The organism is Sporofaciens sp. JLR.KK001, assembly GCF_036941055.1.
Classification (GTDB): domain Bacteria; phylum Bacillota; class Clostridia; order Lachnospirales; family Lachnospiraceae; genus Sporofaciens.
Genome location: NZ_JAYMNO010000001.1, coordinates 2,340,059 through 2,354,734, shown reverse-complemented (window position 1 = coordinate 2,354,734; position 14,676 = coordinate 2,340,059). Strand labels below are relative to the sequence as shown.

At 41.2% G+C, this 14,676-nt stretch carries 11 protein-coding genes and 2 pseudogenes; 5 read left to right on the top strand and 8 right to left on the bottom strand.

Features of this window, described 5'->3' with window-relative positions:
* Nucleotides 1-14: 14 nt before the first annotated feature.
* Nucleotides 15-2,525: a BREX-1 system adenine-specific DNA-methyltransferase PglX gene (gene pglX / locus VSQ62_RS12250; RefSeq protein ID WP_502957746.1), complete on the bottom strand. Its 2,511-nt coding sequence runs from the start codon at nt 2,523-2,525 to the stop codon at nt 15-17.
* A 439-nt stretch (nt 2,526-2,964) separates the two neighbouring features.
* Between pglX and VSQ62_RS12245 the strand changes: the two genes are divergently transcribed.
* A complete protein-coding gene (locus VSQ62_RS12245; RefSeq protein ID WP_288091876.1) occupies nt 2,965-4,281 on the top strand; it encodes an IS4 family transposase in 1,317 nt (438 codons plus the stop codon).
* 383 nt (nt 4,282-4,664) lie between these two features.
* On the opposite strand, the pseudogene VSQ62_RS12240 reads toward VSQ62_RS12245, so the two are convergent.
* From VSQ62_RS12240 to VSQ62_RS12220, 5 genes and pseudogenes are all read right to left on the bottom strand, one after another.
* Nucleotides 4,665-5,080: pseudogene (locus VSQ62_RS12240) on the bottom strand (YjdF family protein).
* Nucleotides 5,081-5,244: 164 nt separating this feature from the next.
* Nucleotides 5,245-7,635, bottom strand: a complete 2,391-nt coding sequence (locus VSQ62_RS12235) for a DUF4357 domain-containing protein (protein ID WP_334635197.1) — start codon at nt 7,633-7,635, stop codon at nt 5,245-5,247.
* 12 nt (nt 7,636-7,647) lie between these two features.
* Nucleotides 7,648-7,863, bottom strand: coding sequence for a helix-turn-helix domain-containing protein (locus VSQ62_RS12230; RefSeq protein ID WP_334635196.1), 216 nt, complete (start codon nt 7,861-7,863; stop codon nt 7,648-7,650).
* Nucleotides 7,864-7,991: 128 nt separating this feature from the next.
* Nucleotides 7,992-8,981 carry a recombinase family protein gene (locus tag VSQ62_RS12225; protein WP_334635195.1) on the bottom strand — a complete coding sequence of 330 codons (990 nt, stop codon included), beginning with the start codon at nt 8,979-8,981 and terminating at the stop codon, nt 7,992-7,994.
* On the bottom strand, nt 8,975-9,151 hold the full coding sequence (locus tag VSQ62_RS12220; RefSeq protein WP_334635194.1) for a hypothetical protein: 177 nt from the start codon (nt 9,149-9,151) through the stop codon (nt 8,975-8,977). The genes VSQ62_RS12225 and VSQ62_RS12220 overlap by 7 nt, the downstream gene beginning before the upstream one ends.
* 392 nt (nt 9,152-9,543) lie before the next feature.
* On the opposite strand from VSQ62_RS12220, the gene VSQ62_RS12215 reads away from it, so the two are divergent.
* From VSQ62_RS12215 to VSQ62_RS32445, 3 genes are all read left to right on the top strand, one after another.
* Nucleotides 9,544-9,984: a helix-turn-helix domain-containing protein gene (locus VSQ62_RS12215; protein ID WP_334635193.1), complete on the top strand. Its 441-nt coding sequence runs from the start codon at nt 9,544-9,546 to the stop codon at nt 9,982-9,984.
* Between the two features lie 72 nt (nt 9,985-10,056).
* Nucleotides 10,057-10,350 (top strand): DUF3239 domain-containing protein, encoded by a 294-nt coding sequence (locus VSQ62_RS12210; RefSeq protein ID WP_334635192.1) that lies wholly within the window; start codon nt 10,057-10,059, stop codon nt 10,348-10,350.
* Between the two features lie 62 nt (nt 10,351-10,412).
* On the top strand, nt 10,413-10,862 hold the full coding sequence (locus VSQ62_RS32445; protein ID WP_350339914.1) for a CPBP family intramembrane glutamic endopeptidase: 450 nt from the start codon (nt 10,413-10,415) through the stop codon (nt 10,860-10,862).
* A 330-nt stretch (nt 10,863-11,192) separates the two neighbouring features.
* On the opposite strand, the pseudogene VSQ62_RS12205 reads toward VSQ62_RS32445, so the two are convergent.
* Nucleotides 11,193-11,912 (bottom strand): annotated as a pseudogene (locus tag VSQ62_RS12205) (IS91 family transposase); the annotation flags it as partial.
* Between the two features lies 1 nt (nt 11,913).
* Nucleotides 11,914-13,782, bottom strand: a complete 1,869-nt coding sequence (locus tag VSQ62_RS12200; protein ID WP_334635191.1) for a heavy metal translocating P-type ATPase — start codon at nt 13,780-13,782, stop codon at nt 11,914-11,916.
* 183 nt (nt 13,783-13,965) lie between these two features.
* Here VSQ62_RS12200 and VSQ62_RS12195 point away from each other — a divergent pair, with 183 nt between their 5' ends.
* The gene (locus VSQ62_RS12195) at nt 13,966-14,529 is read left to right on the top strand and encodes a TetR/AcrR family transcriptional regulator (RefSeq protein WP_334635190.1); all 564 of its coding nucleotides are present in this window, start codon (nt 13,966-13,968) and stop codon (nt 14,527-14,529) included.
* Nucleotides 14,530-14,676 lie beyond the last annotated feature (147 nt).

The following is a 14,676-nucleotide window of genomic DNA, read 5'->3' as shown; positions in this document are numbered from 1 at the left end:
ACGCAAGCCCTCCTTTACTTTATTTTAGCCAAAACATCCTGGAAAATTGCATAATTTTTCTTCACGCCATCATCCAGGTCAATAGAAATCATCTGGTCGGCAAGATGGTGAATCTTTTCCTCATAGGTACGAATCTCGGTATCCTGCGCCTGCAAAGCAGTCAGCTTTTTATTTAGTTTCACACGCTCGCCGGTGGAAGCATTGCCTATACGCTGTTCCAGATCGGCAATAGCGGTACGATAACGAGCCTGCTGTTCATGCACATAATCGGTACGGATACGGGCAATGGTGTCCGGCTGATAGCGGTGCATATAAATCAGCGCCTTAAAGCCATTCTTCTTGCCGCTGTCAAACAACCAGTAAATCGGGCGTTTCTGATAAATTTTGCAATGGTCGGCATAGAAATTGTTGAGGAAGTAATTTCTGATTATCTCCTTCGGCTGACCTTTGCAGCCCAGTGCGTCGGCAATGAATTTCAGGTTTTCATCCAGTGTTTCTTCACCATAGACCGTTTTCACGAATTTTACGAACAGACCCACAATATCATCCTCAAAATATTCATCGTCACAAATCGGGATAATGTTATCCTTATCGGCAGGGAAAGACGCATACTTGCTGGCACACCCCAGGGTGCCTTCTCTTCCTCCTTCGGAGGAATTCACCTTGTCCCATTCACCGCCTGCATAGGCAAGCCCGTCCACATCAAGAGAGTAACGACCGAACATACAGCCAACAGCGTAGGATATAAAGGAGCGAATATCCCGTCCTAAATCTGCCTTACGAACGGTTACATCTTTATCCTCAATCTCCTGTGTCAGCTCGTCCTGCAAACCATAAATGTTGATGAAGATACGGTTTAGTTCTTCCTCGTTGGCTTTTAATTGGTTAAAACGGCTATCGCACTCATTTTGCCACTGGTCAAAGGCTTTGGAAATGGTAGAAACCTTACAGAGTAACGGGTGGTGCTGGAAATCCCATGAGGTTTCAAAAGAATCCCAATCACTTCGCGATAACTCTAAATTTGTTAACACTACAGTATTTACACCATTTTCGTTATTTAATATAAACGGAATATTGGGTATATGTCCCGTACTGTAATGCAGGCCTTGACATATAACATTCAAAAAAGCCTGAGCCACACTGGAATTTAAAAAACCAAGCAAGTACATTTCATCGCCAGTGTAAAAGCAGGTCGGACCAGCAGCATCAAACACAAAGCCTTTATCTACGTATCTCGCACAATACAAAGCAGTTGATAAATCATTCCATGTGATTCCGCTATGGAAGTAATATTGTCTTGAAGGTAGATGATTTCCCATTGTCAAAAGTAGACTATAATTATTATAGTCCATTTTTATAACATATTCCTTATTTCCAAACCACCTTCTAAATGAACCGCCTTTATTATACGGTGCATATAATTTTTTACTATCGAAGAACTCCTTTTGGCTTAACAAGCCAAACCCGATTTTTCTAAAATCAACCTCATGCCAAAAGCGCAAAAACAAATCATTGTTTCCAGTTGCAATTCCCTGACAACAATCAGCAGCACTTCCAAGCAAATGAGTATTGGAGAAATGATACCCAATCCTTTCACTTATCCAATATGCAATGATATTATCTACCATATGCAAGTAATTATTTTGATGGCAATAATAAGTCAGAGTTTCATTGTTAAAATTACTGTTCTTCTCTTGCGAATCATCTAATTCAGTTAATTTTTCAAACTTTCCAACAAAGTCCGAAAAGTGTGTTTTTCTAATCACAAATGAAGCCGTTTGTACAACTTCTCCACCGATATCCTCAAACGCTCTTGCTCCCAAATGTAAAATATTTTCTATAGTATAATTTAACAGCTGAAGTCGTAAGGATTGATAACGTGAAAGAAACATCCAGGAATGCATTGTTATCATTCCAATAAATCCATTCCTTTTCGCCATAATCATGCTTCTCTGCATAAATACAGAAAACAAATCATTTTTGCTTTCTGCGTATTCCTTTTTGACATACTTCAATAAAATATTTCCCATATTAGAACTGCTCATATACGGCGGATTCGTCACAACTACATCATACTTCTGTGCCAGTGCTTCTGTTACCTGCACCAACGGCAACAGCTCTGCCAGTGCCACATCACGAGACATATGTATATCTTCTATAATCTCTGCAAAGCGGTCATACAAAGCAGTCCAATCTTGCGGTGTAACCGTCAGAATCGAACCGTATTCCTTTGCATCATGCAGTTCGCTGATAATGGTGTCCATTGCCGTTTTCAGTTTGGCATCACCATTGCAGAAATACTCCACAGAAAACTTGTCTATATGATTGCTCTCCACAATAGCATACACATGGGGCTGAATACCACGGCTGAAGAAACGGCGATCATACTGGCGTGCTTTCATCATCACCGCAAAGTAAGCAAGCTGTGCCGCACGGTCGTCAATGTCCAAACCATAGATATTATGCTCCACAATACTTGCCACCGCTTCACGAGTGGTATAGCCGTAGGATTCATAAATCTTCATCAGTACATCGAACATATACGCAAGGATATGACCGGAACCGGAGCAAGGGTCCGTTGCCCGAACAAAAATGATACAATGTAAACTTTTGAAATTTTATACTCTTAAAACGATGAACACGCATGGTGCATTTTGCACCCGGTATTTACAGAAAAGGGTTCATCGTTTTGATGGTATATTCATATTATCGCTTTCCACCTTTCCAATAATGTTTCCTATTTAGAAACCAATGTTAACAACCTAACTCAAGCAACTACAACATATAGTGTTTCTTTTAATTGGCACGGGATTCCCTGTGCCTTTCTTTATTTATAACCACTAATACGATTAAAATATTGCACAAAATTCGCCCATAAAAACCAGCATATTTACTATTGACATAAGCTCCAAAAAATGCGGCGCAGCCCTTGTTTATATTACTTTTTTAAGGGGGCTGCATCGTATGAATTTAATTCAAATCTTAGTCGATATTATCTGTAACACATTACTTGATCCACATGTCCTTGAACGGGCCAGAAACAGAAAAGGGGCTTTTACACGCAATTGCGGGAAACTTCCCTATTGGACATTGATCAAACTGTTATTAAGAAATTCCAAGAAAACTATTTCTTCATCACTGGATGAATTCTTTACCGAATTGCGGCATATATCAGGAATTCCAATCTCTGATACTGTGAAATGTTCCCAACAGGCTTTCAGCAAGGCCCGTTCCGGCATTGATCACTCTATTTTCAAAGAATGCTTCGAACGTGTACTTGACTTCCTTTGCAGCAGGGATTCCCTGGATTTCCATTCACGTTTCATGGGTGTATGGGGACGGCAGATCATTGCTGTTGACGGCTCTAAAATACCTCTTCCTAACCGTAAGACTCTTCTTGATAAATACGGCAGCATAGGGAGAGGCCAAAACTCTCCCACTGCCATTGCCAGTGTTGCTTTTGATGTACTGAATCACCGCATCCTTGATGCACAGCTCGAACCCATGAGCGTCGGTGAACGTACCCTTGCCATAAGGCATATGCAAAATATAAAAAGCAAAGCACGGACGAATCTATTATACACCATATTTGTCTTCGATAGGGGATATGCTTCAAAAAATTTATTTTCTTTTATCGAAGACACCTTACATGCCGGATATCTCTTCCGGTTAAGGACTAAATTTAACACGGATATTGATGCACTCCCTGTACCGGCGGATCGAAATGGAATCAGTGACTATATCTTTTTCCTTGATGGCAGGAAAGTACGCATCCTTAAATTTTACCTCCCAAGTGGGACGGTGGAAACGCTGATCACAAATGATTTTGACCTTGCCAAAGAACTGTTCCGCCAGTGTTACTTCCTTAGATGGCCGGTGGAGGAGAATTATAAGCTTGTCAAAGAAAAGATCGGGCTCACTAATTTCCGGGGCTATTCCGAGAACTCCGTTCTCCAGGAATTCTGGATATCGGTATTGCTTGCAAACCTGGCTCTTGCCATAAAGCGGGAGACGGACGGCATTGTTGACAGCACCATAAACCAGAAAGGGAATCAGAACAAATATATGACAAACATGAATGAGCTTGTCGGATACCTGAGCCGTCATATAGGAGAATATATGGATGCTGATACAGACACAGAAAAGTATGGCATCATCCGCTGTATATTTGATTTTGCCGTATCTCACCGGGTGTGTGACAAAAAGGGCAGCGGGGAATCAAATCTACGTACAACTCCAAGAAAAGTCAAACATCATTACAATAACAAGACTACACACTAATACCATTTAAGAAAGGTGGTGGTGCCAGTTTCTTTATATTCTACAATACAAACGCCATATCTAAAAAAACAGCTGATAGCAACCAAGGGGAAAGTCTGCCCTTTTTTCAGTGTATTTTAATCATTTCTATCATCTGCTATTATTGGTTTAATAGCTTAATCCTATTGTGATATCATGCCACTACTAAGTTGTTAACATTGATTTAGAAACTGCCGCAACCCATCGGGCAAAACACCAAAAGGAATATTGGAATTATTCTTTTTCCCAGACCACATGAAACGCCGCATCCAATATTTTATTTTCAGGCCAATGGTTTAGCATCCAATTATTAATCCGACTGCTTTTCATCACATTACCTCCCAGTCCGAAATAGCGCAAGAGTATTATCTGCCCCGGTGCTTATCCTTTTTCTTCTGCTGTTTCAGTTCAAACTGCCGCTGGACATCAGCTTTTTTCTGCTTACGGCTTCTGCTCTTTCGTTCCGTTTTTATCTGCTCCTGCTGCAGTTTTAATGCCTACTGGGATTTTATTCCAATCCCGACATTTTTCATCTGTTTTTTACATCCCGCTGTACACGCTTTGGATTTTTCTTTGTCGTTTTCATAACGGCATCCACAGCCGAACTAAACTGCAGATCATAATAATGGTTTAAAACAAAATCATAAATCTCATAATCTTTTGGTTCTGCACCAAAAGTCACCTTTGCAGCCGATAGCCTGCTGCCCTCAGTCCTCTCAAATACATCAATCCAAAACGGGTCTTCAAAAAATACTGTCAGCCTTCCTGTTGCTTTGTCCATGACAATCCCTCCTAAAATGAATGTTATGAACAAAGAACGGACAACCCAGGAGGGCAGGTTACTTACCCTGCAGACGGCAGGACGGCCAGGCTACCGGCTCTGGCACATCCAACGGATGCACGTTGCGTTTTTATCTTTGTTATTTTTACTGGTCAGTTCAAAAATCACAAATGCTTGCGATACCAGGCAATCACGTCGTTTCTGTTGCCTGCAAACCACTGTGTGGTAAAATAGATATTCTTCCCTTTGTAAAGGATTGGCTCTTTCCTGTATCTGATAACATTACTTTTTCCACGGTTATCTTCCCTGTTATCTGCCAGAATAGGATAATCTGTTTTGCTGAACAATTGTTTGGAATATTCTTTTTCCTTTAACTTTTCTATCTCCTCATCCGTGATACTGCCTGTCTCAAATATCTTTTTGAACAATTCAAATGCCAATGTTCCCACTTTCAGCACGCCATATGTACTTTCATCATTAATATTGAATTCCCCAGTATTTCCATCTGCCTCTGCTGTTTCATCATATGGGATTCCAGCACTGTCAACCCATTCCTTTTGCCCTCTGGCATTCCTTCCGAGGATAAGTGAAGCCGCCAGGGAAATACTGTCAAACTCATAATCGGATTGAAAAATGCCGCCAACAATGATGCCGTCCCTGCAAAGGTTCCCACGGAGCTTATATGCATTGGGATAATTTATCTCAAATTTTTCGACAACCGCATCAGACATCTTGCTGCCTGCCTTTACGACGAAACCACCCTCTGTCGGATAGCCGGTTGAATCCGCTCCCCTTTTATTTGAAATATAAAACAGTGCCGTATCATCTTCCAAAGCATCTTTCTTTTCTGTATCTGCTGCATATTGAAGTCTCCAGCATTCTATAAACTTATTCATAAGTTCTTCCTGCCTTGACTCTACGATTTCGGGAGTCCATGTTTTTTCACTCAGCACCTGCGTTGCCAAAGGATAGGTGGTAGTTCCGTTCTTCCCTTTAAAATAAATCTCCTTCTTTTTATCAAAATCATAATTCTGTGCCTCTGAGTTTTTCTTCCTGGTCAAAGGTATAAGGTTGGCAATCCGGTTGAGCCACTGCTCACGCACTGCCGTGTCTGGCCACAGTTTCTCCCATTCAGACCCTAGCCTGACAGTTTGCGGAAGGACATGCTCAATCGTAAGGATGTTCGGCTCAAGATCAAATTTAGCAGCCCCGTCGCTCACAAACGCATTCAGCCTTAATATAACATAATTCCGCCGTATTCCTGTAAGCCTGTATATTTCCCCATTCAGTGCATCTGCAAACTCTTTCCTTTCCCCATTTGACAGTTCTATTGACGATAACGGGTCATCCATGCTATGGTCAGGATTGATTTCCATCTCCTCCAGCAGCAGTTTGTATCTTTCAATACGGCGGTTTATATCTTTTGCCGTAATGTGGAGGAACGATGCCAGCCTTTCAAGCCTTTCCATAAACCAAAGCACATAATCCGGGTCATTTTTATGTTCAGCCATAAACCTGATGGCCGAAGGCATCCAGTCTGAATTGCCGACTTTATTCAGCCAAAACAAATATTGGTTTACCTGTTCCGCATTTTTTACAGCGACATATTTCTTATTGGTCAGTATTGTATATGCCTCTGCGTATGGTTCCAAGATATCGTTAATCAATTCTTTTGGGGTGACTTTTGTCAGTACAGTTTCCCGAAATTCTTCCAAAAGATTCTGTTTTGCTTTCGCCTTTGCAAAAATCATGCTTGTATGAGTGAATACTTCATTGAATCCGGAACGGGAGGTCTGCACCTCCAGGTCTTCCCACTTATCCGTATAATACTGCTGTTCCTTTTCCGGTATCTGCCCAATGATATCTGATTTTATGATATCTACCGGCATCAAATTTAATCCCCTGCTGTTCATAACAGAAAACACCCGGAATGCCGACTGCTGGCTTGGCGAATAGACTGCCACAAGATAACATCTTGTCACCAGAAATCTGCAGAATTCAGTAACCTTTTTCTCATCCCTCCCGAAAACCGCATCCATCTTTTTTATGAACAGCGCACAATTCGTCTTTATATGTTGCTGCGATTCATTTGGCAAGCTTTCCGCATCCAATGCCGCAAGCTCAGCCAGCTTTACATTCTGTATATATTTATGAAAGAAATCCTGATCCTTTTGCCGGAGATGGAGCCTTGGCAAAGGCGCAAGGCCTTCCAGTTCATTTCCCGGCTCCCGGAGATATTTATAACAGTTGCTCCTGTTATCCCCCGTCAGATAAGAGGCGACAACCGCAAATAAAATCGTCAGCGTTGTAAGCCTCTGCTGCCCGTCTATTACATCTGCATGAGGCTTATCATCATCTTTAATCAAAACGATGCTCCCCAGAAAATAATTATCTGCCTGTTCTGTCTGAAAAAAGTCCAATAGATCGTCAAATAATGTTTCCGTCTCTTCTTCCGTCCATGCATAGGGTCTTTGGTATGCCGGAATATAATAATCAAATTCTTCGCTGAATATCTTACTTAAAGGATACTCTTTTCCTGTAATCTTGCTACCCATAATAATGTCCCCTTAACATTTTTCTCTTTTTACATAGGTGAGCTCTATGTCATATCCCAATGCCTCCATCATCTGCACAAAGGTCTTGTTGACTACACCTTCCTGCTTTTTAATGATACGGTTGACATAGGATTTTGTAGTCCCAATATCCCCGGCAAGCTGTGCCTGGGTAGTTTCATTCTTAATGCATTTTACTTTTACATCCACTTCTATATTGTTTTTCACCATAGTATCTGCCTCTGCCTGTTTACTTGTTTCACAAATCAGATAACTTATTATAACCTTTTCTGAACTATTTGTCACTACTTCTGCACAGCAAAAAGGCTCCCCAACCGGAAAGCCTTCAAGCACTCTTTTTATATGGTTACCTCCACACCATTCTTGAATGTGAAAACCATCTTCTTTTTGCAGTCTACCGTGACATGTTCCACCATATCACCCCAGAGGACTTCATCGAATTCCTCCACCACACCATTCTTTTTCAGCGTTTCCAAGAACCTTGCCAGTACCTGCGACCGTGCCGTCCGTGCAGCAATCTCCTCGGAAACCTTATCATGCTTTTCCTTCAGCGTTTCATAACGCCCTGCCAGCCCGCTGTAACGTTCCTGGTATTTTCCCTGGTCCATGGCAGTCCGGGCATTTTCAGCCACACAGTTCTGCACCATCTCCGCCAGCACCGCCATCTCCTGTTCCAGCTTTTCCCGTTCCGTTTCCAAACCGCTACTGTCGGAAAGCTGGCCGATCACTGTCTCCGTATTCCGGATGATTTCATCCTGCCCTGCAAGAAACCTGTTATAGGCTGCAGCAAACGCCGCTTTGATCTCATCCTCTGTCAGGTGCGGCGTTGAGCATTTCTTCTCTCCGTCAAACTTATGGTTGCACTGGTAGATGACCCGGCGGTACTTATCGTTGGAATGCCACACCTTGGAGCCGTACCATGAGCCGCATTCCGCACATTTTATCCTGCTGGAGAAAATGCCCACGCCGCTGTACCTACTTTTCCCCCTGGCCCGCCTTGCGATCTCTGCCTGCACCAGATCAAACGTTTCCGGCTTTATGATTGCCGGGTGGCTGTTCTCCACATAATACTGCGGGACTTCCCCCTCATTCGGCTTTGTCTTTTTCGTCAGGAAATCCACCGTAAAGCTCTTCTGCAGGAGCGCGTCCCCTTTATATTTCTCATTCGTGAGGATGCTGCGCACCGTGGACTGGTTCCACCTATATTTGCCTCCCGGTGTCCGCAGGTGTTGCCGGGTCAGCTCCGCCGCAATGGAATGAAAGGAAAGCCCGTTCAGGAACAGCCTGTATATCTTCCGGACGGTTTCCGCTTCCGCCTCATTTACCACAATGCTCCCATCCGTGCCTTTGTCATAGCCCAGGAATCGGCTGTAGGCAAAGCTGACCTTTCCATCCGCAAACCATAGCTGACATCACTGCAATACAGTTGAATTGTCCGTTCTCTAAGGTTGCGTTTTTCCGCAGCATGGCGGATGGATTCAAAAATATCTTCATACATAAAAAACCTCCATGATAAGTAGTATTGAGTGTTTAAAGTGACGTCTACTTACCAGGGAGGTGCATTGGCATCATAATTCCGTTTGCGGAAGACACCAAAAAATGTTATTATATTCATAGGCAGTGGAGGTCTCCATATTTGATTGTTTTGTGTGGTAACTTAACAATACCGTATTGCGGAAGATTTTTCCACTGCTTTTATTTAGAGGAACGTAAAAACTGCGCCACAGCCCTGGCAGGAAGAATAAATAACATACGTGCTTGTGCAAGGGGGATTGTAGAAGGGGAAGTTATTTTTGCATAAATCCAATGCAGCGTTTAACATTTCAACGGAGCGTTTCTTGAATATGGTGTTTCTTGTGATATTATGAAATCGGAAAGAAGGTGAAAATATTGAACGCTCAAAAAACAGGCAGTCTGATTGCTGCTATCAGGAAAGGACAAAATCGCACGCAGCAGGATTTAGCGAATGAATTGGGAGTATCAAGTGCAGCTATTTCAAAATGGGAACGAGGTATCGGATTTCCAGATGTATCTCTTATTGAACCATTAGCTGCATCCCTGGGGATTACCATAGCAGAATTATTCAAGGGCGAAAGAACAAAAAACAACGTTGATAACGAATATGAAAGTCTGTTGTCAGATGTTGTAAAAGTATCAGCGAATGAAATAACCAGGAAGAAAAAAATAACGAATTGGATGATTGCTATTACTGTTGCTGTTCTTTATTTGATGATTTCTGTAATATCACACAAGTGGGAAATAACCTGGGTGGTCTGGATTGTATATTGTTTTTATCGGATTTTTACTGAATATATCTATAAAAAATATTAGCAATCTACAGAAATAAAAGCCGTCGTCAAAAAGCGGAGAAGCTCCGCGATAACCTGTGTGTGCCTCCTGTGCATGGCAGGAATTTCTTCCGCCGTTATCTGTCTTCTTGCATTGTTTTTCCTATGGCAGGCTGTCGGAAAATTTTCTGACGAATATTTACGGGAAATGTACGAGGAGGGGCTTTTGGTTCCCGGCATGATCGTGAAAACAGAACCCCTTACTAGCATGGCAATCGCAAACATGACCGCGCGGGATGGTGCGGCAACCGTAAATGGGTTCTACTGTCTGGAGGTGAAAGAGCTTGACGGGGCGCAAAAGATTCTATTTGAAAAAATCCCCTGCTCCCAAGTAATATGTTCCATTTAGGGAAACGCTGATGAAAGTGCTTCGCTCGTCGCAAATGCGGGATTTATAAGTGAGAAAAGCTGTTGATTTGTGCTGTATACCAAGGTGTTATTATCCTTGTCTTTGGTTTAGGGGAATTTTATTTTAATATAACGAATATTCTCCAAATATTAATAAAACTTCCAGTATTTTTTTGCCTGATGATACTTACAGCAGCGTTTACGGAAGAAGTTTTCTTCAGGGGCATTCTGCAAAGAACTATGATGGATTCACTGAAAAAGCCGTACCTTGCCATACTGCTCACCGGTATTCTGTTTGGACTATACCATTTCCCGTTTGCATATTATCTGTGGGACAATACTGCCGGAAACATAATGTATTCACTCAGAATGGTTATGACGGAACATGTCCTTACTGGCTGCGCGTTTGGATTTATCTACTATAAATCCAATAAAAACCTCTGGAGCTGTATCATTTTACATGCTTTCACCAATGCGGCTATTATGGCTCTCGGCACTGTATTTTCGACATAAACAGTGTATCCAGAACTTATGACAGGGCTTTTAACAACGCAGACAAATCAAAATTCTTTAGGTTAGAATCGATGATGGGGTAAACGAAAAAGCAGTTTTGGCATTCCAGTGAACTGCCCCTTCGTTTACACCATTTTCGATTTGACCTAATTGAACAAAGTAAGCGTCCGGGTAGCCACTACCTATGGACTTTCAATCTTTTGTTCTTACCCATAATTATACAGGATTTTCTGTGCAGAAGCTATAGAAATCAAATGATTCCAGATAAATGGGCATGACAACAAAACCTCAAATTTTGAGGTTTCAGAAAACTATTGGGAAATGAAATATTTAGCATCTTTGTGGTATCCGAAGCTGAGGCTTTCCAAGTTTACCGCCGCAGGCTTTACACATGCAGACGTTTACGCCATAGAGATGTTTCAATATTTCAGGCATTCCCTTACCGTGCAGTTCTGAAATATATTTTCTGCATCCGAGAAGATTCCGGCATAAAGTAAGCTTTTTTCTTTTGCTGCGGGAACAAAGAAGTCCGTAATGCCGAATTCGTACAAAACGCTTTGGTGGGACATGCATCAAAAAACGCCGTATGAACTCAATGCCAGAAAGAGTCAGCTCTTTCCACTGCCCTTTATTCCGGTAATCTTTCACAGAAAAAGTGACGGTTTCCTCATCCATACAGATGATACGATGATTACTAATTGCAATCCGATGAGTGTATTTTCCAAGATAATCAATCACAGACTGTGCGCCATTAAAGGCTTTCTTACAATAAGGAATCCACTCTGTAGAATAACAGGCATTAAGCAGTTCTTTGAATGCGTAATGGTTACGGTATTTTTCGGCTGTCCCGTGAAACTTGAGCTGGCCGGTCTCCCAAAGGTTTTTCAATTCTTCCATGTATTTTCCACGGAATACTTTGGAAATGATCTGGATTGGAAGGAAAAATTCAGTGCCGTTATCCTTCCATTCATTTTTTTGTGTCAATCCTCCTCCGAGCAGTATTGTGTGGATATGGGGATGAAAGTTCATTTCAGGCCCCCATGTATGCAGTTTACTCAAATTTTCTGTCATATAAAAGTGCTGCAATCAATACCACAAGGCAAGAGCCACAGTTATGTACCAATGCTCCTGTTGTCGGCGTAAGCAGTCCTAAAAGCGACAGTGTAATCGCAACAAAGTTGATAAAAAGAGATAGTGAAATACTAAACTTAATTGTTTTTACACAGGCATTTGACAATCGTTTCAAATAAGGTATCTTTGCTATGTCATCGCTCATCAGAGCAATGACTGCTGCTTCTACAGCTATATCGCTCCCCATTGCTCCCATAGCAACACTGACATCTGCGGTTTTAAGTGCCGGTGCGTCATTTACTCCATCACCAATCATACAAACCGTTTTTCTCTCTTCTTGTAATGCTACAATTTCAGATACTTTCTGTTCAGGTAAAAGTCCTGCATGAACATCTGTAATGCCAACCTGTTTTGCAAAATATTCAGCGGTCTGCTTGTGATCACCTGTAAGCAATACAGCGTGTGTTCCAATTTTACGCAATCTTTCAATCATATTTGCTGATGTATCACGCAGCGTATCAGAGAGAGTCACTGCACCGAGAAGTTTTTCTGTATCAGCTACAAGAATAACCGCTTTTCCCTCGTTTCTGAATTTCTCAAGTATCTGTTCTACAATACTTTCAATCTCTATTCCCTGTTCTTTTAGATAAACTGTATTACCACAAAATAATTTTTTGTCACGAATTACCGCTGAAATTCCCTTGCCAGGTAGCATATGGAAATCTTCAACCTTGAGCAATTCGATGTTTTGTTCTTTTGCATAAACAGTAATGGCTTTTGCAAGAGGATGTTCCGAGTAACTTTCGGCAGAAGCGGTAAGATGCAGAAGTAGGGTTTTATCTATATCATTATCAAATGGATAAATGTCTTTTACTACAAGATTTCCATTTGTAAGTGTACCCGTCTTATCAAAGGCAATGGTATCAACCTTACCCATTCGCTCTAAGGCTTCACCTGACTTAATAATAACTCCGTGTTTTGTCGCTTGCCCGATTGCTGCCATAATCGCTGTAGGCGTAGCAAGCACCAACGCACAGGGGCAAAATACAACGAGAACAGTAACCGCTCGGACGATGTCTTTGGTTACGATAAATGCAATAATTGCAATTAATAATGCAACAGGCACAAGCCAGCTTGCTGCTTTATCTGCAATACGAGCCATCGGTGCTTTTTTGTTTTCTGCTTCCTCTACCATACGAATTAGTTTTTGCAAAGAACTATCCTCACCCAGTTTTGAAGCACGAATATCTATTGTTCCAAAGCGATTGATTGTACCGCAGAAAACGCTATCTCCAACGGTCTTATCAACTGGTAAAGATTCTCCCGTCATAATAGACTGGTCAACTGAGGTCACCCCATCCATAATATCTCCGTCAACAGGGATACTTTCACCAGGAAGAACACGCAGAATATCATTCATTTTAATATCTTCAGCGGCAATCATTTCTTCTTTTCCATTTGAAATCTTGCGTCCTTGTTGTGGTGTAAGGCTGATAAGTTTTTTCAATCCTTTTTTCGCTCTTTCAGTGGTTTTCTCTTCTAAAATTGCTCCGATTGCCATAATAAAAGCGACTTCGCCTGCGGCAAATAAATCTCCAATGGCTATTGCCGCAATCATAGCGATAGAAATTAACAATGCGGATGAGATCTTGCTGATACCGTGATTGTAGATAATCCTCCAAATAGAAAGGTATAGCAAGGGAATACCGCAGATAAATACTGATACCCAAGCAGGATCAATGGGAAGTTTGTTTCCTGTTAGTGATAGCACAAGACTGATAACAAGAAATATACCGCCTACAATCGTCATAGGGATACCTGCAAGAAAATCATTGATTTTTTTAATCATAGTTTCAATCCTCCTAAATTTATATCATTGACTCTCACGGTGAGCTATGATACACTATGTTCGATACAAAACACTTTGTTCTGTATTTAGTTTATTGAATTTTGCTTTTCATATCAATAATCAAATCAATTACTTTGTATGTTATCGAACAAAACATAAAAATTGTTTGGAAAGGAAGTTATTATGGACAGACGACAAATAAAGACAAGACAAGCTATCTTTTCGGCTTTTGTCAAGTTGCTTGAAACCAAACGCTACGAGAAAATAACCGTACAGGAAATACTTGACGAAGCGAATATCGGAAGAAGTACTTTTTATGCTCATTTTGAAACGAAAGACGAATTGTTAAAAGCTGTCTGCAAGGAATTATTCGGACATATTATTGATAGTGCTGTGGATAAAACCCATACACACGGTCTTTATTCAAATAAAGAAGTGCCGCAGTCTGTTTTTTGTCACCTTTTACAACATTTGCAGGAAAATGACAATAATATTTTAGGATTACTCTCTTGTGAAAGCAGCGAGATTTTCCTTCGTTATTTCAAGGACAGCTTAAATGAATTGATACAAACACAATTCACAAACCACAACCGCAAGCAAAATCAAGATTTACCCCAAGAATTTCTTGTCAACCATATTTCAGGTAGCTTTGTAGAAATGGTTTTATGGTGGTTGAAAGATAAGAAAACCCATACTCCAGAAGAATTAGATTACTATTTTCGTGCTGTTATTGAGCCGATTTTATAAAGAAATAAGCGGGCAACAAATATCACCAGGATATCGTTGCCCGCTATTCTTAATTATAAATTATTTCTTTGTTTATTATCTCCATTGCTCGATTGCGGATATTATTCATCTTTTGTAAAATCCCAACTTTTGAGAAATCCAAACTTT